The sequence below is a fragment of the Burkholderia sp. ABCPW 11 genome (assembly GCF_001523445.1).
In the GTDB taxonomy this organism is placed as follows: Bacteria; Pseudomonadota; Gammaproteobacteria; order Burkholderiales; family Burkholderiaceae; genus Burkholderia.
On record NZ_LOVM01000050.1, the window covers coordinates 1 to 16,591 of the forward strand.

At 65.1% G+C, this 16,591-nt stretch carries 15 protein-coding genes; 1 reads left to right on the plus strand and 14 read right to left on the minus strand.

Annotation, left to right across the window (positions count from 1 at the left end; genetic code table 11):
- The first annotated feature begins 253 nt into the window (after positions 1–253).
- A complete protein-coding gene (locus WS61_RS34970) occupies positions 254–514 on the plus strand; it encodes a hypothetical protein (RefSeq protein WP_157692764.1) in 261 nt (86 codons plus the stop codon).
- A 454-nt stretch (positions 515–968) separates the two neighbouring features.
- Here the strand turns inward: WS61_RS34970 and WS61_RS21980 are convergent, their stop codons facing one another.
- The 14 genes from WS61_RS21980 to WS61_RS34975 all read right to left on the minus strand — a co-directional run.
- On the minus strand, positions 969–1,787 hold the full coding sequence (locus WS61_RS21980) for an FkbM family methyltransferase (protein WP_059503410.1): 819 nt from the start codon (positions 1,785–1,787) through the stop codon (positions 969–971).
- 79 nt (positions 1,788–1,866) lie between these two features.
- Positions 1,867–2,184, minus strand: a complete 318-nt coding sequence (locus WS61_RS21985) for a hypothetical protein (protein WP_157692765.1) — start codon at positions 2,182–2,184, stop codon at positions 1,867–1,869.
- 86 nt (positions 2,185–2,270) lie between these two features.
- Entirely contained in the window at positions 2,271–4,007 is a 1,737-nt protein-coding gene (locus WS61_RS21990) for a tetratricopeptide repeat protein (RefSeq protein WP_059503432.1), read from the minus strand.
- Positions 3,991–4,398, minus strand: coding sequence for a hypothetical protein (locus WS61_RS21995; RefSeq protein ID WP_059503414.1), 408 nt, complete (start codon positions 4,396–4,398; stop codon positions 3,991–3,993). Before WS61_RS21995 ends, WS61_RS21990 begins: the two co-directional genes overlap by 17 nt.
- 16 nt (positions 4,399–4,414) lie before the next feature.
- Positions 4,415–6,526, minus strand: coding sequence for an OmpA family protein (locus tag WS61_RS22000; RefSeq protein ID WP_157692766.1), 2,112 nt, complete (start codon positions 6,524–6,526; stop codon positions 4,415–4,417).
- Positions 6,527–6,580: 54 nt separating this feature from the next.
- Positions 6,581–6,916 carry a hypothetical protein gene (locus WS61_RS22005; protein ID WP_059503418.1) on the minus strand — a complete coding sequence of 112 codons (336 nt, stop codon included), beginning with the start codon at positions 6,914–6,916 and terminating at the stop codon, positions 6,581–6,583.
- 7 nt (positions 6,917–6,923) lie between these two features.
- Positions 6,924–8,732, minus strand: a complete 1,809-nt coding sequence (locus WS61_RS22010) for a tetratricopeptide repeat protein (RefSeq protein WP_059503419.1) — start codon at positions 8,730–8,732, stop codon at positions 6,924–6,926.
- A gap of 389 nt (positions 8,733–9,121) precedes the next feature.
- On the minus strand, positions 9,122–9,376 hold the full coding sequence (locus tag WS61_RS22015) for a GlsB/YeaQ/YmgE family stress response membrane protein (protein WP_059503422.1): 255 nt from the start codon (positions 9,374–9,376) through the stop codon (positions 9,122–9,124).
- 141 nt (positions 9,377–9,517) lie between these two features.
- Positions 9,518–10,354 (minus strand): peptidylprolyl isomerase, encoded by an 837-nt coding sequence (locus tag WS61_RS22020; RefSeq protein WP_257127325.1) that lies wholly within the window; start codon positions 10,352–10,354, stop codon positions 9,518–9,520.
- A 58-nt stretch (positions 10,355–10,412) separates the two neighbouring features.
- On the minus strand, positions 10,413–11,576 hold the full coding sequence (locus WS61_RS22025) for a DUF2827 domain-containing protein (RefSeq protein ID WP_059503424.1): 1,164 nt from the start codon (positions 11,574–11,576) through the stop codon (positions 10,413–10,415).
- A 76-nt stretch (positions 11,577–11,652) separates the two neighbouring features.
- The gene (locus WS61_RS22030) at positions 11,653–12,777 is read right to left on the minus strand and encodes a DUF2827 domain-containing protein (RefSeq protein WP_059503426.1); all 1,125 of its coding nucleotides are present in this window, start codon (positions 12,775–12,777) and stop codon (positions 11,653–11,655) included.
- The gene (locus tag WS61_RS22035; protein ID WP_059503428.1) at positions 12,771–13,919 is read right to left on the minus strand and encodes a DUF2827 family protein; all 1,149 of its coding nucleotides are present in this window, start codon (positions 13,917–13,919) and stop codon (positions 12,771–12,773) included. Before WS61_RS22035 ends, WS61_RS22030 begins: the two co-directional genes overlap by 7 nt.
- A gap of 137 nt (positions 13,920–14,056) precedes the next feature.
- A complete protein-coding gene (locus WS61_RS22040; RefSeq protein ID WP_059503430.1) occupies positions 14,057–14,749 on the minus strand; it encodes an OmpA family protein in 693 nt (230 codons plus the stop codon).
- Positions 14,750–14,821: 72 nt separating this feature from the next.
- The coding region (locus WS61_RS34975; RefSeq protein ID WP_179949696.1) for a YadA family autotransporter adhesin at positions 14,822–16,591 on the minus strand (1,770 nt) is incomplete at its 5' end.

Here is a 16,591-nt window from a genome sequence, read left to right on the forward strand (position 1 = left end):
GATCTTTCACCGATTGAGTTTGAGCGGCGCTACGCGCTAAATGGCTCGTGAGTGTCTATGAAACTCTGGCCGGTCCAAAATATGAAAATTCCCGAATTAAAGCGTTTCGTCATCGAATGACGAACGTCGGAGACTCGCACGAACCGCGCGTAGCGCGAATGAAGACCGCGACCGCATGGTGGCGGTCACATCTTCTTTTTCAAACGGAAGGAGCGCCGAATCGTGCCGCGTGACGGCACATGGCGATTTCGAAATGGATTCCCTGTTCCGCTATGCTGCGGACCATGATCGGCATCGCAAAATGCTGCGAAGACGGCTCCAGTATAGAGACTCTTCACAGCGGAATGCAACAAAAACAACTGCCTGGAACATACAGACATCGCATTACGCGAGATCGCTGCCCAAAAACGTCGGCCCGTCCAACCTGGACAACGTGATCGGCGAGTTCGCCCAAGCCGATGCGGATGGCGCGCAGCACGCCGTTGCCGCGGCACGCAAGACGTTCGCGTCGTGATCGCTGTCGCCCTTACAACAACGCTTCGACGTGCTCGGTCAGACGTTGTTCGATTCCAGCTGCACGCCCCCGATTGTGCGCCGGGTTGTTCAAATGTTGCGGACGGCGACGATCAGGCGATTGGGGTTCGCGAAGCGACTCGCGAGGAGCGAAGCCTTGCTGCATGGGCCTCTGCCAGTGGGTACCGTCAGACTTCGGCGTCGTGGAACACATAGTCGAGCGCGGCATTGCGCCGGGCAAATGCTTCACGGCGCGCATGCGCCGTGGGCAGTGAGATCGCTCGGATCGCTTTGGCGGGATACGGAGGACAGGACGCCATAGCTGCCTGCCTCATCTCGCCAGAAACGAGATGCCGGACAACACGCCGAGCGCGCCCACCACGATCCGCCCCTGAAGGACTGCCTGAAGTCGGCATGCGTCGTCGTTCGGCACGGGCACGCAGACCACATCCACCTCAATTCAGATAGGTCACCCCGTCCTGATAGCTTAGGTGTTGCAGCACGGGATCATCGACGTGGGCAGCGATGAGATTCATCGATGCCGGGAAATAGCGGTATCCGTATTCGTTGAGCATGCCTTTGATGGCTGCCTGATCGGATTTGATAATTTCGATCGCCAGTATCGGCTTGAGCGTCTGCAGCGTGTATCGCGCTCCGCGCAGCACGTCGACTTCCATCCCTTCGACGTCGAGCTTGAAGAAATCGACGCGTTCGAGTCCAAGCGAATCGATACTGATCATGGGCACGCGCGTTCCCTTTGACGGGTCGTACGAAATGCGCTGCCCGATATCTTCGGTGTTCCCTCGCTGGCGTAATTCGAGACTGCCGAAGCTGGCGTGCGCGAAATAGTCCGGTTGTGGAACGATCAATTCGCCGTTGTGCTCGCCCAGAGCGGCAAGCTTCGCGCGTGCATTCAGGCAATTGTTGAGAGCGATGTTGCCCGCCAGTGCATAGTAGACAATCTCCTGCGCTTCAAAACTGAGCACGCGTCCCCAGCCGTGCATGTGACGAGCCCATTCGATCGTATGCACGCCGATGTTGGCTCCGCCATCGATCGCCACGACACCATCGCCGAAATACTGCTGCCGGCGGCTAAGCAGCGCGAGCGCGAAGGCGACTTCACTCGCGTCATAGCTCGACTGTTGCAGGATCTGCTGTCCGACACCGTAGACGCCTCCGGAGGCGTCTACGTTGTAGTCGTTGCGATTGACGATCATCGTTCCATGATTCGAGGCTGCGAGTATGAACGCGACGGGGCGATGGGGAAATGACATTTGACGGCGCGCCTATCAGGAAATTGTTCGGGTTGTCCAGTTGGTGGGAAACGGAAGACGGCATGCCATGGCTGCCGCCTCATCTCGCGAGAAACGAGATGCCGAACAACACTCCGAGCGCGACACCCACGAGCCGCCCCTGAAGGACCGCCTGCAACCGGCTTGCATCGTAGGTCCTCATGGGCGAGCGCTTCGCCCTGATCAGCGCCACGACGGACGGCACGATCAGCACCGAGGTCACCAAGGCAATCCCGCCCGCGACAGGCCTCCACCCATCGGCAGGCAACTGCGTGAGCGACTCGATCGCGTAACCCGCGAACGGCACGGCAGCAGCGCCGCAGACGAGTCCGAGCAGTGCGCCGCGAAACAGCGCATCGGTGTCGTAAGAGATATCCATGTCATGCGGATCCTGATGGGCCGGGCGCGCCATGCCGATGTCTGTGCAACAGCCAGCACGGCCCCGGTGATAGTGGAGAAAAGTTGTCATGCCAGCACCTGCCGTTGCAGGGCGGTACGCACGCGGTCGATCACGCGGGTCCAGTCGCCTGGCGTCTCCTGACGGAAGAGCCGCGCCGACGGGTACCACGGTGAATCGTCGCGACCGTCGAGCCATCGCCAGCAGCCATCGAAGCGGCACAGAATCCAGACGGGCTTGCCGAGCGCGCCGGCGACATGGGCAACGGACGTGTCGGCGGTGATGACGACGTCGAGCGTGGAAATGATGGCCGCGGTGTCGGCAAAGTCTTCCACCTCCGCCATCGGATCGAGCGGGCGCAGTCCAGCCGGAATGCCAGCCATCTGACTGCGTGCCGCCTCGCCCTTCTGGAGACTCACAAAGGTCGCACCGCGCACGTCCAGTAGCGGCAACAGGGCTGCGGCGCTGAGCGAACGCCGGCGATCGATCGCGCTGGCGCCCGGCATGTCCGGCCGAGGATCGCCCGCCCACACGAGACCTACCCGGAACCCGTCCGCTGAGATGCGACGACGCCACCGTGCCGCTTGCGCATACGATACGCGCAGATAAGGCACGTCCGCAGGCAGCGTCGCGAGCGTCGTTCCCGTGTGCAACGGCAAGCTCATCAGCATGCAGGCGTAGTCGTGTTCGGCCAGATGCGATGCGTCATCGTTCGGCACGCATACGTCGACGCCCTCGAGCGTTTGCAGCAATCGACACAGAGTGCGCGGGCAGACGAGCGTCAGTCTCGATGCCCCTTTTGCCTTCAAGACGGAAAGGTAACGGGCAAACTGCACGCAATCGCCCAGCCCCTGCTCGGCCCACACCACCATCGATTTGCCCGCCAGCGGCTGACCGCGCCATTCCGGGAACCCCAGTGCGGGCCGCACGTGACAGTGTGCGTCGTCACCCCAGTGCGTCGATTCGACGTATCGCGCCTCGTACAGCGCCCAGCCCTCTTCATAGCGGCCCATCGCAAGCAGCACCAGGCTCAGATTGAACGCGGTGGGCGCGCGCTCCGGCGCGGCGGCCAGCCCTTCCCGCAAGTACTGTTCGGCCTCGATCAGACGGCCCGCGTCGTGCAGCAGCCGCCCGAGGTTATTCAGCGCCTCGACCGACCCCGGATCGAGCTCAAGTACGCGCCGGTAGAACGCTTCGGCTTCGGTATAGCGCTGCTGGCGATGCAGTAGCGCGCCCAATGCGCCGGCTGCGTCTCTCAGATCCGGGTCGAGATGCAATGCGTCGCGAAGGCAGGCCTCGCCCTCCGAAGCCCGGCCGGTCGCCACGAAAAGCAGCCCGAGGCCATGATGCGCGAGAGCGTCGTCAGGGTCGAGCGACATCGCGTGCCGGTAAGACCATTCGGCCTCGGCCGCACGATCCGTTTCCTGCAACAGACCGGCGAGATAGACGTGAGCCGCGGCGTGTCCGGGCATCGCCGCGATCACGTGTCGATAGCAATCCTCGGCCTCCGCGAACTGCCGGTTTCCATGGAGAAGCAGCGCCAGGTTGTAACGCGCGTCGACGTAGTCCGGTGCGCGTTGCAGCGCAGCGCGGTAGCAGCGTTCCGCTTCGATCGCGTCGCCCGCACGTTCGCGCAGCGCACCGAGATTGTTCAGCGCTTCCGGATGACCTGGGTCGAGCCGCAGCGCCATCCGGTACAGCCGTTCCGCGTCGGACAACGACTCGCGGCCATGTGTCGCGACCGCTTCCTCGAAGAGCTCGTTCACAGTGCCTGCCTGCCCGGGTGCATCAGAAGTGCGTGTCATCGCGCAATCCATCGCGAACGCCTCGAACATAACGCGGCCTGAACTGACTGCCCAGCCTGAAGGCAGGCATACGCCGTGCCGGCAGGCGGGGCCGCGAGCGCTGCAGGGCACCGAGGTGCACGAGTTCATCGATCGCGTCGGTCCATCGTCTGACCGTAAAGCCGCAGACCGCACGCAAGTCGATGTCGGGAATGGGCCGCCCCTGGCCGAAATCGAGCAATGGCACGACCAGTAATGCGACCAGGAAGGCATCGTCACTCAATGCATGCTCGACGAGTTGCGTAAGGAAGGTCCGTTGCACATGCGAGAGTGCCTCATGCAATGTCTTGACCGACATCGCGCCCGGTATCGTGAAGTCGCCGGGCACATCGATTGCAGTATCGCTTCGCATACAAGCCTCCCCACGCTCAAAGCGGCACGAACTCGACGCGCCGGTTCGCAAATCGGCCAGCGGCAGTCAGTGTGCCGGCCACCGGGCGGTCGTCGCCGACTCCCTGCGCAACCAGGGATGCAGCCGGCACGCCTGCCTTCACGAGGAAACCGCGGATGGCATCGGCGCGCCGCTGTGTCAACGCGAGCAGCCCCTCGCCGTCGTCCGCACGGTCCGCATGGGCAACGATCGCGAGCCGCGGCGCCTGATTGCGTGCCGCACATGTCTTCATCAGCTGGGCGGATGTCGACAGGTTCTCGGTCGCGGACGGTGGCAGCTTGTCGTCGCCGGCGGCGAAATCGACGACCTGCCGGTTCAGTGCACCGGCTACCTGCCCCGGGTTGCACATCGAGTCGGCCTGAAGCAGCGCGGCCATGGCGTGCAGAAAGGAATCGGTGGAACGCGAGAGCGCTGCGGCCTGGTCGAACACCTGCACGTCGAACGCCGGCCCGAGCGTCTGCTGCAAACGCTGACGCCAGCCCTCCGCGTTATCCGGCGCCAGACCGCCGAGCATCACGCGATGGCGCTCGACGGTGAGTTCGGCGCCCGGCACTGCGATGAACGGCAAAAGCGCGTCGAGGTGGTCGAGCCAGACAGCGGCCCCCTTCCCGCCGGCCCTGAGCCATGCCGAAAAGTGCCCCTTGCCGAAGCGCGCCAGCAGCGGGTCTACCACCGCTCGACGCTGATCGTCGCTGTCGAGCAAGGCCTGGACGGCAGGCGCTCCCGAGGCGTTCGTGTGCGTGACGAGCCACGTGTCGGCCGCAAGCGCTTCGGTGTCCGTGGCGTGCGCCTGGGCCGCGGGTTCGGCGGCTGCGGTAGCGTTCGCGGCCACCGGCGTGACCGCACCGGAAGCCACGGCCGAATCGCCGACTCGCGCAGCCGCGCGATTGACCGATGCATCACCCGCGTCCGCCGACCGACCTGCCGCGCCGGTCGCCCCAAGGGGCGCGGATGAAACCGACGTAGCCGGCGTCAGCATGGATATGACCTCGGCCACTCTATCGCGCTTCGCCCAGACGGCAAGCGTAACGAGCGCGACGACAAGTATCAGCACCGGCACCCACCACCGCGCACGGCGCACGACCCGTGACGTCTGGCGAGACACGTCCGGATTCGAAGCCGCGGCATACGCAGGCGTCGCCATCGAGCCGATGTAGTGCACGTCGTTCGCATAAACTTTCCCGGCCGCGAAACGGGCGTAATCAGGCGTGCCCGGCTGCGTCGTACGCTGCGCGATCTCGACTTCGGCATCTACGGCGGGCGCGGGGACGGCGCCCAGGTCGGTCCGCAGCGGACGGATGCCGGCGACGGCATCGGACGCGTGGTCCGGCATCGTCCCGCCAGCGGGGCCGTCGGAAGCCGGCGCGTCGGGCACGCGTGAATGGTTCGCGGCCAGGGGGTTCTCATCCGCCCGCACATGCGCCGAGGCGATCGTATCGGCACTCGGCCTATCGTCCGAGTGCCGGGGGGACACTTGCCGCGGGTGGAAATCCGCCGTAACCGCAGCGAGCCGCACCGCGATCGTGTCGGTCAACGCATGAACATTCGGGTACCCGAAGAGGGTTGCGACTCCGTCCTCCATGCCGCTAGCGACAGACGGAAGCTGGCTTGCCAGCAAGCCGGGAAGTTGCGTGACGTCGCCCTGCTCCAGCAATACGTGATGCTTGACGAGCCCTGCAAGCATCGCTGCTGCCATGGAACAGAGCACACTTGCCGGCTGCGTCGGCACGCCGGTGCACACCGCGATGTGATCGCTCAATACCGCCACCGGTATGTCGGTCGCGTGAGTCGCGAGCACGTGGCCCTGGTGCTCGAAATCCTTGAGTCCGGCGGTTGTCTCGACGAGATGCGCACACTCGCTGCCAATACGTGCATTGCTGTCGTACGACATCAGCGCGTCAAACACAGCCTGCGTATCCTCGCACCCATGTGCGGCGCGCGCCGCGAGCGCAGCAATCAACACCGGGCCGGCGCAGCGCAACACGTGTGCGACGACGTGTGGTGGCAGTCCCATTCGGTCCGCGATCCGTTCCAGTACAGTAGCGTCAGCGCACAGTTCCAGCGCCTGCGCAAGATTGATCCGTTTCAATGCACACCCCCGTAGTGCTTCTGGCCGTCATATCGACAGCCGTTCAAATATCAGTTACATCCGCGCTCGCTTCCCGCCCCTTCGCACGCGCACCGGCTGCCCGGACGCAGTTGACGGTTGCAGGCGCCGCGCGATCTCCGCACGCAGTTCGCTGTCGTCAGTGAACCGCCAGTCGCCACACTCGCCGCGGATGCGCACACATCCGGCGTAGATCTGGATCACGACGTCGTCGCCCCATGCCTCCCGCAACTGACGCAGCCGGGTCAGTTGGCTGTGGCTCAGGTAGAACGGCCAGTCGCTTAGCCGTGCATGGCGCTGCTCCACGTGCGGTCCGGGAAAGCGAGACGCATCCGGTTGCGTTCCGGCAGGACCGGACAGCTCGTCTTCCATGAGTGCGTCACGCGGCAGTCCGGTCGGCGATCTCGGTGTGCTCGCGCGCATGCTCGGCGAGGTCGCCCGCAAGCGCGTCGAGAACCGGGGACCACTGTCCATACGCCGGCTGGCGGTAAAGCCGTGCCGTCGGATACCACGGGCTGTCGGTGCGCTCGCTCATCCATGGCCAGTGCGGGTTCACATCCAGCAGCAGCCAGACGGGCACACCGAGACCGCCTGCGAGATGGGCAACGGACGTACACACCGTGACGACCAGATCGAGACTGCCGACGAGCGCGGCCGTATCGTCGAACGACGTCAGTTCCTCGGTGTGGTCGACCAGCTCAAGACCGGCGTCGCGCATGCGCTGCACGTCGGCCGCCGCATCGAGCTGCAGATTGACGAACGTCACGTCCTCGACGCCGGCAAATGCATGGGCATAAGCGAGCGGATCGACCGAGCGCATAGCGTTGCGCTGATGGCTGTGGCTGCCCGTCCATACGAGTCCCACGCGCAGTCGGCCGTCGTGATTCAGGCGTGTATCCCACGCACGGGTTTGCTCCGGATCGGCTTTCAGATACGGCACCGGACCCGGCAGCTCGGCGAGACCGAGGCCGAGCATGAATGGAATACTGGCAAGCGGCAGATGGAAATCGAACGACGGAAGCGGCCGTTGGTCATGGGGTACGATCGTCGGCACGCAATCGCCCAGACTACGCACGAGCAGCGCGTGCAGGCTGTCGACGCAACAGTAGACGAGCGTGCCGCCCTCCTGCTCGACGCGCGCAGCGATGGCCGGCACGAAACGGGCGAATTGCAGTACGTCACCGTGGCCCTGCTCTCCCCATACAAAGAGCGTCTTGCCGGCCAGCGGCTCGCCGTTCCACCTCGGCGCAGGCAGGTTCGGCACGACATCACGTAGTTCGAGTGAACCATTCCAGCGCGCCTCGTGACTGCGCCAACCCTCTTCGTAGTCGCCCAGCATGAGTTGCAGCATGGCCTTCGTCCAGACGAGCGACGCGTTCTGCGGATCCAGTGCGAGCGCTCGCTCGGCGACTTCGAGCGCAGCCGGAAACGCCTGCAGCTCGCGCAGCACATACGAATAGGTCTGCAGCGCGGTAACGTAGTTCGGCGCAAGCGCACAGGCGCGTTCGGCCGCGACGAGACTGTCGTCGATCTCGCCCGTCCGCAACAGCGCGGTCGCCAGATTGGTCCAGGCGAGTGCGTGGTCGGGATCCTCGGCGAGTACCGCTTCCAGCAGTTCCCTTGCTTCAGCGTATTGCCGCAGCTCGAGGTGCGCGGCGCCCATGTTGTTACGCAGCATCGGCAGGCGAGGATCGAGCCGCATCGCGTGGCGATAGGCGTCCAGAGCCTGCAGGTGATGACGAGTCTGCTGATGCGCAAGGCCTAGGCGGAACCAGGTATGCGCGTCTTCGGGGGCGCGCTCGCAGCGAACCATCGCGATCTCCCGAGCGTCGTCGTGGTGACCGAGCCGCAGCAGCACGTCGATCCAGTCCACCATCCAGTCGTCGCCGCGCGCGCCCTTGTCCCATGCACGCTGAAACCAGCCGTTCGCGCCGGTATCATCGCCGAGGCGAATGGCAAGGCGGCCGCGCTCGATCAGCGCGTCGACGTTCGCTGCGTCAAACTCCAGCGCGCGGTCGAGCAGGTACCTTGCCTCCTCGAGGCGGCCTCGCAAACACCACAGGCGGCTGGCGATCACCAGTTCCCGCGGCCGCTTCGAATCCATGACGCGATGCGCGTCGAGCAGTCGCCACGCGGCGATCAGCTCGCCGCGCGCGATCATCGCTTCCACCTTGTTCAGCCAGGTCATCGAGTTTTCTCTCCAAGCAATAGACGGACGGTGTGCCGATCGGCCACCTAGGCGGCCAGCGCCGCTACAAGTCCAAGTAACAGTCCTGCAAGACGGACGCACCACAGCCGATCCGGCGGGCTGCCAAGTTCGTCCAGAGCCGGCCAGCGGTGCAGAAGGCGTCGCGCGAGAGGCGGGCCGACGAAGAGCACGCCTGCGGCCAACGCACTCGCGCACACGGCGCGCGCGATCGGCGAAGCCGCATGATGAATCGGCACGCGAGATGCCAGTTCCTCGACGGCCAGCGAGGCTTCCCATGCCGTCAGGAAACCTAGCGTCACATTGACCGTCAGCGCACCTCGACGCGTCCGAGCGAGCTCCCTTCGCATTGGCGCCACCATCGTGTGCATTTACGCCCAACGCAACAGGCGCAGCACGAACAGCAGAACCACGGCCCCTCCGATCGCCACGATCACCGAAGCTACAAAGCCGCTGCCGACACTGATGCCGAAAACCGATGCCAGCCACCCACCAATGAACGCGCCGGCAATACCGACGAGGATGTCAACCACAAATCCGAACCCGCTCCCCTTGACGATCAGTCCTGCAATCCATCCCGCAATGGCCCCGACGACCAGCCACACCACACATTGCGCGAGCGTCATATCCGTTCTCCCTGTCGATGATTGATGGCGCCGACAACATGCCGGCGCCGCCTGCTGCATTGCCCTACCGTTCTCTGTGATACCTGCTACTGCCAACTGATGCCGTGCGGCGTCCGTCTCGCCCGCCGTGCTCGGTGCACCTCACTGCGCCATGGACGCCGCCACATGCGGCGGGCGAATCACCGCCTTGGCCGCCAGCTTGTCGACCAGCGCCGTGACCGCGTCGTCGCGTTGCTGAGCCTCGAGCGTGGTACGAAGCGACTCGCGTACCGTGTCGTACGACGGGATCGTCAACGGTCGCCGCGCGTCCAGACGCGCGATGACGTAGCGACCCGCTGCCGCGATCGGCTCCGGCGTCACCTCACCCGCCTTCAGCGTCGCGAGCGCCTGGGCCACCGGCAGCGGCAATCCCTGCGTATGCCCCTCCACCGCGGGCGTACGGAAGCTCACCCAACGGGGCATGCCGTCACCCTGCGCCGCGACGCCCGTTTGCGCCGCAACCTTCGCAAACGGCTCACCCGCGCGAACGCGCATCAGCGCAAACCGCGCCGCGGGTTCGTCCGCGAGCGTCATCACGCTGACCTGGTATTCGTCCGATCCGGCCTCCTTCGCGATGGCCTCATAGCGTTCGCGCACGTCGGCATCGGTAACGGGCCGCGTCTGCAGATGTTGTGCCGCGTAGAGCCGGTTCTCCGTATCGACCTTTGCCTTTTGCACGGCTTGTCGCACAGCCTCGGTGTTGCCGAGTCCGTCGCGCTCCGCCGCCTGACGGATCAGCTCCCGCGCCACCAGACCGTTCAGAATCTGCTGCCGAGCCGCGGGCGTGTCCTGTTGGCCGGCCGTCTTCAGTACTTCGTCGATGGCAGTGCGATGCAACGGCACGCCATTGACGGTTGCAATGACTTCGTCCGAGACGGCGTGTGCGGCCTGCATCTGCGCGGCCAGCGCCAATACGATGCCCGCGGTTCGGATCGCCACGCCATGGCGTCGGCGTTCAGTTGTTTTTGCAGCATTCCTCATCGTGTGTTTATCCCCGTCAGTTGGTCAGTGTTACCCCCGTCCGCGCCGACCCCGTGGCGAAGAGCCCGCCGAGCAGTTCGTCGTAGCGGGCAATCAGCGGTTCGTGGGTGGCAAGAAACGGACGAATCGCCTGGCGCTGGCGCACGCGGTACGCCTCCCAGTCGTCGTTGTGATGCGCGAGCGCCTGCGCGAGCTGACGCGCGCCCTCGCTCACGTCGTTACCCGGATAGAAGTAGCCCACCTCATTGCACAGATGTGCGTTGTGTACCAGCGCGTAGCCGTTCCAGCACACATCGAAATAGAAGTAGTTGAGCGCGAGTCCCCACTGATGGGACACGACGACGTCGGTGTGTTCCGACAGAAACTGCGGCGTGTCATGCCGATCCACGAAGCTCACGCGGCCGTCGCGTACGAGGTCGAGGTAATGTGCGATGCCGATGAACTCCGGGCTCGTACGGGCGAGGTGCGCCGCGTTCGTGATGTGCACGTAGCCGATCTTCTGCGGTGCGCTGCGGTAGGCACTCTCGACGATGAGCAGCGGGTACAGGCAGAACTTCAGCACGTCGATGTTGGCTTCCATCACCGACACGCGCATCGGCCCACGCTGCGGGCGATATTCGCCGGCGAACGGCAGCTCGCGCGAACGCATCTCCAGGCACATCGGATCCCACACGAACGGCACCTCGCGGGCCCGGCATCGCCGCAGCACGGCAAAGAAGTCCGCGCTCGTTTCCATGACCTGCGGAATCACCCACACCTCGTCGTAGCGCTGATTGATGAAGACCGAGTCGCACATCCTGCGCGAGAAGATCATCGCCTCCATCATCTGCACGTATTCGGGACCACAGCAGTAGCTCACGAGCTTCGTGCCGCGCGCCTTCAGGTACTCGGTCTGGTGGGCATCGATCTGGCCGCCCAGTTCGATGAGCACGTCGAGATCGTCCTTCGCATCTGCGAAGCTGCGCACGGGAAAGCGCGTCAAGTCCCACGGCAACGCCGACGTGATCGCTACGTCGGTCGTATTGACCAGCACCACCCGGTGCCGCAGCGGCGAGTGCTGGAACAACCTGCACAGGTACAGCGCGTTCTGTTTGATGCCGTTGATCCACAGGCTTTCGGCGGCATCCCGCAGGCCGATCGTGATGCCGATGCGCAACCCGCGCGGGGATGGACCGTTCATGTTTTCTCCCGAATGTCAGGTGCGATACAGGCCGGGCAGGCAAAGCCCGGCCATGTGTGCGCAGGTGTTGGTGTATTCATTGCCAGAGGGCCGCGATGGCGGCGCCATAGCGCTCGACATTCGCCGATGCCAGCGGGTCGAGCGTCGCGAGAAAAGCGCGGGCCGCACTGCGGTAGTCGGCCAGCTGGGCGTCATGGACAGCGAACGCCTCGCGCAATGCTAGCGCCGCGCCTTCGCAATCGAAATCGTCATAGCGATACCCGCAACCGCCCATTAGCGTCGAGTTGTGCACGAGCGGGTAACCGCCGTGCAGCGCCTCGTAGTACAGGTAGTTCTGCGCGTTTTCCCAGTGGTGCGAGACGATCGCATCGGCCTGCCGCGTGAGAATCTCGTAGACCGGCAGGCGCGGCTCGAACGTGGCCCGCCCCTGTGTGACGAGATCGAGGCTGCGGGCGAAGCCGACGAACTGCGCATCGTTCTTGAGTTCCATCGTGTTGAAAACGCGCAGGTACTCGATCATGCCGGGCTGCTGCCGGTGCGCCAGATCGGCCGCGAGCATTGGAATGTGCGAGGTCTTGACCATGCAGATGTTCGGCTCGAGGATCGCGACGCGCCAGCGTTCGCGTCCCGGCTCGTACCCGAAAGCGCGGCCGCCTTCGGGCGTACGCGCGCCATGCTCGAGCAATGCCGGGCTCCACAGGTGCTGCATCGCGGCGACAGGCGCACGCAACGCGCTGCCGTAATAGGTCCCGCAGGTGCGCATGAAGGCCGGCAGGGTCCAGAGCGCGTCATAGGGCGTACCGGATATCAGCATGCCGGACGGGCGGTCGAACATCATGCGTTCGATGTCGATCACGTAATCGTTGGCCACCCGCATGCCGACGATCTTTCCGCCGCGCGCACTGAACGCCCTTCCCCATTCCGGATCCAGTTGCGCGCTCAGTTCGATGATCACGTCGAGCGAGCGTTGCGCCGTCGCCAGGTCGATCACCGGAACCGGTGCGAGGGCGAGGAAGTCCTGTGCCTCGGCCGGATCGCCGTCTCCGCCGTTGACGAGATACGCGGCTTCCACGAGCGGCGAGTTCGCCAGCAGCGTCGCGAGGAAATAGCAGTTCTGGAAGATGCCGTTTTCCCAGATCGACTGGAAGCCGCGGCGCAGGAATATCGTCACGCCAACCTTGAGGCGTCGGCCGTTCAGCATGGCACCCTCCGCGAGCCGGCATTCGACGTCAATGCAAGCAATTGCCGCGCATAGTGCGAACCGTTCGCGGCGCTGCGCGGCGAAAGCGTGGCGAGGAAGCCGCGTGCGCGCCGCACGTAGCTGTCGTGGTCGGCATCGTGATGCCGCGCGACGTGACCGAGTTGCGACGCGCCCGCGTCGATATCCGAGTCCGGGTAGTAATAGCCCACGTCACGCAGCCACGGCGAGTTGTGCACGAGCGGATACCCGCAATGCAACGCATCGAGGTACACGATGTTCTGCTCGTTCTGCCACTGGTGCGAGACGACCGTGTCCGCATGCTGGCTCATGAAGCCCACGAAGTCGTGGCGGCCGTCGAGCCGCACGCGCTCGCGACGATTCAGGTCGAGCGAACGCAGCAGGAACGCAAACGACGGATGCGCCTGCATCTGCACACTGTTCAGTACATGCAGGCGGGCGACGGTTGCCGCATCGGTGCGGAATGTCAGGTCGCATACGAGCATTGGCACCACGCAGCACTTCACGACGGAGATGTTCGGCTCGAACACGGCCACGCGCAACCCGCGCGGCGTGCCATCGCCGCGCGTCGGCCGAGGTTCGTAGCCGAAGCGAAGGCCGGCGGCGCCCATGGCGGCCGCGCGCTGCTCGATAAACGTGCTGTCCCACAGAAACGGCACTTCGAACACCGGGCAGCGATGCAGCGTGCGCAGCATGGGCGCGAGCACGCGGTCCTTGCCGAGAATCCAGATCTCGTCGCACCGCGTGGCCTTGGTGAAATAGCCGCCGCGCGCGAATACGCTCGGCTCGACCATGCCCACGTACGGCTGGCCGCAGCAGAAGAACACGACCTTCGATCCGCGAGCGCGCGCGTAGTCGAGCCACTCGACGTCGAGACCGCCACCCATTTCGAATATCACGTCGGGCGGCTCGGTCAGATCGCGCGGCGAGACGAGCGGCAGTCCGGCGGCAAGTGTCTCGGCTTCCGCCGCGACGCGCGGCTGGTCGCCGCAGTTGAGCAGCACGATGCCGGTGACGAATGGCAGCGTCTGCAGCAATTGCACGAAGTAGCACACGTTCTGGCCGAGCCCGTTCTCCCATATGCTCTGTCCGGCATGGGTCAGCACGGAGATTCCGATCTTCATCCTGTTCCGAGGTCTAGGCGAGCGCGGCGCAACGCGCCGCGCCGAGGAAAAAAAGAACGGACCGCCTCGGGGGGCAGCGGTCCGCCGAACGTCCGCGTACCACTTGCGGACGACACCATCGCGCTGGAGGTTCGCGCTTACTCCAGCGTGATGTCCACACGGCGGTTCTGTGCCCTGCCGGCCGCCGTCGCGTTGGTCGCCACCGGATCGCTCGCGCCAAAGCCGCGCGTCTCGAACCGCTTCGCCTGCAAACCGTGATCGCGCAAGTACTGCACCACGGACTGCGCACGTCGCTCCGACAACCCCATGTTGTGAGCGGCCGATCCTCTCGAATCGGTGTAGCCGTTCACCGTGACCGTGTTGAACGTCATGCCGCGCGCCTGGTCGATCAGCGCATCGAGCTTGGCGCGCGCGTCGGGACGCAGCGTCGCCTTGTCGGTGTCGAAGGTCGCATCGCCGGCCAGCGTGACGTGCTTCGGCGCCGGCGGGGGCGGCGGGGGCGGAGGCACCGGAGCGGGCTGCGGCGCCGGCTGCGCGGGTTGCGGAACCGCCCCGCACTGGAACGTCAGCACGCGCACGTCACGCGTGGTATCGGTATCCGCGAGCGGAGCCACCTGCTCGATCGGACGCACCTGTTGATTGCCGCATATCTCCGCCGCCTTCGAATAGCAGGTGCCCTGCCCCTCGAAGATGCCGTGACAATCGACCCGGAACGCGCGCTGTCCATTGGGCAGCCCCACCGAATACCCGTTCCACGTCGGCCCCTGCGATGTCGAGCACGCCGCGAGCACCATCGTCGCAACGAGCGTTGCCGCCATTTTCCTTGTCATCTTTCTTGCTCCCGCTGTCATCGTTGTTTGCCGGCGGGCGACACGTCAACCGTGCCGCCGCCGGACCTTGGGTTACCACTGGTAGCTGATACCGCCGCCAAACGAATACCCGGCACTGCTCGCCCCGACCCCGCCGCGCAGCTTCAGGTTGTTCGTGATGCGCGCGGTAAAGCCAATCGCCGTTGCCCCGTAACCCTGGAAGCTCGCTCCGCCGATGCCCACCGCGAGCGACTTGCCGGCGTCGACATCCGGGATCATCGACAGCGCGGTAGCTGCCGCCACACCGCCATACGCCTTGCGGGCGATACTCGTGATGCTTTGCTGCACACCCTGCAACTGCGATACGTTGACGGCGTCGGTCGGATTCACGCCAGGCGCGACGTTGGTGATGCGCCGTTCGCTACCTTGAGAGCCGACCGATACCGTGTTGGCCTCGTTCGCGATCGAACCTGCACCAAGCGCCACCGAGTTCGGCGCGCTGGCCGACGAGCCCAGACCCAGCGCCACCGCACCACTGCCGGACGCCACGGATTTCGCACCGAGTGCCGTCGCGCCGTTGCCCGCGGCCGTGGCTCCGTCGCCCAGTGCCGAGCTGCTCGTGCCGCTCGCCATCGCGCCGGTGCCGATGGCCACCGCGTTCACGCCGCTGGCACCGTCGTTGTTGTAGTTGCCCTGCTGTGTGCCGTTGTCGTTGATGCTGACGTAGTGAGGCTTCGAGTTGTTGATGGCCGTGGACAGCGAAGTCACCGCGGTCGAAGTCGACGTGGACAACGACGACACGTTGCTGTTGGTCGTCGACAACCCCGTCGAGAGCGAACTCGCGGTCGTGGAAGTCGAGGTCGACAGCGACGCAACCGTGCTGTTGGTGCTCGACAGGCCGGTCGACAACGAGCTGGCGGTGGTCGAGGTCGACGTGGACAGCGACGCGGTGCCGGTCCCGATGGTGCTGATCGATGTCGACAACGACGTCAGCGAACTGTTGGTGCTCGACAGACCGGTGGACAGCGAGCTGATGCCCGTTGAGCTGGACGTGGACAGCGACGTCACCGAACTGTTCGTGCTCGACAGGCCGGTGGACAGCGAGCTGATGCCCGTGGACAGGGAACTGATGCCCGTGGACGTGGACGTGGACAGCGACGTCACGCTGCTGTTCGTGCTCGACAGGCCGGTGGACAACGAGCTCACTGCGGTCGAAGTCGATGTCGACAGCGAGGTCACCGTGCTGTTGGTGCTCGACAGGCCAGTGGACAGCGAACTCACCGCCGTGGACGTCGAGGTGGACAGCGAACTGATGCCGGTCGAGGTCGACGTCGACAGCGAGTTCACGGCCTGGTTGGTCGCGAAGAGCTGCGAACCGTTGATCGCATCGGTGCTCGTCGCATCCACACGGCCTGCCGCCACGTTCGTGATCTGACGCTCAGCGCCCGGCGCACCCACGCTCACCACGCTCGTCGGCGTCGCGCCCGCGTAGCTGTAGGTGACGCCGCCGATCGTGCCGGTCGCCGTCGGGTTGGCCGCGGCCGTCACCGAACCGCTACCCAGCGCCACCGCGCCCGCGTTCGCGGCCGTCGCGCCCGAACCGATCGCCACGGTGTCGGCTGCTGCCGCGTTCGAGTTGTTGCCGACCGCCACGCCCGCCGCACCCGCGGCCGTCGCACCCGTGCCCGCCGCCAGCGCGTTCACGCCCGTGGCGCCATCGTTGTTGTAGTTGCCTTGCTGCGTGCCGTTGTCGTTCACGCTGTAGTAGTGCGTCTTGCTCGCCGAGATCGCCGTCGACAGCGAACTCGTTGCCGTCGAACTCGACGTCGACAGCGACGTCACCGAACTGGTCGTGCTCGACAG

Bases quoted from the DNA above. Each gene is read 5' to 3' on its own strand.
- WS61_RS34970 (WP_157692764.1), top strand. From the start codon at position 254: ATGGATTCCCTGTTCCGCTATGCTGCGGACCATGATCGGCATCGCAAA.
- WS61_RS21980 (WP_059503410.1), bottom strand. From the start codon at position 1,787: ATGTCATTTCCCCATCGCCCCGTCGCGTTCATACTCGCAGCCTCGAAT.
- WS61_RS21985 (WP_157692765.1), bottom strand. From the start codon at position 2,184: ATGGATATCTCTTACGACACCGATGCGCTGTTTCGCGGCGCACTGCTC.
- WS61_RS21990 (WP_059503432.1), bottom strand. From the start codon at position 4,007: ATGACACGCACTTCTGATGCACCCGGGCAGGCAGGCACTGTGAACGAG.
- WS61_RS21995 (WP_059503414.1), bottom strand. From the start codon at position 4,398: ATGCGAAGCGATACTGCAATCGATGTGCCCGGCGACTTCACGATACCG.
- WS61_RS22005 (WP_059503418.1), bottom strand. From the start codon at position 6,916: ATGGAAGACGAGCTGTCCGGTCCTGCCGGAACGCAACCGGATGCGTCT.
- WS61_RS22010 (WP_059503419.1), bottom strand. From the start codon at position 8,732: ATGACCTGGCTGAACAAGGTGGAAGCGATGATCGCGCGCGGCGAGCTG.
- WS61_RS22015 (WP_059503422.1), bottom strand. From the start codon at position 9,376: ATGACGCTCGCGCAATGTGTGGTGTGGCTGGTCGTCGGGGCCATTGCG.
- WS61_RS22025 (WP_059503424.1), bottom strand. From the start codon at position 11,576: ATGAACGGTCCATCCCCGCGCGGGTTGCGCATCGGCATCACGATCGGC.
- WS61_RS22030 (WP_059503426.1), bottom strand. From the start codon at position 12,777: ATGCTGAACGGCCGACGCCTCAAGGTTGGCGTGACGATATTCCTGCGC.
- WS61_RS22035 (WP_059503428.1), bottom strand. From the start codon at position 13,919: ATGAAGATCGGAATCTCCGTGCTGACCCATGCCGGACAGAGCATATGG.
- WS61_RS22040 (WP_059503430.1), bottom strand. From the start codon at position 14,749: ATGACAAGGAAAATGGCGGCAACGCTCGTTGCGACGATGGTGCTCGCG.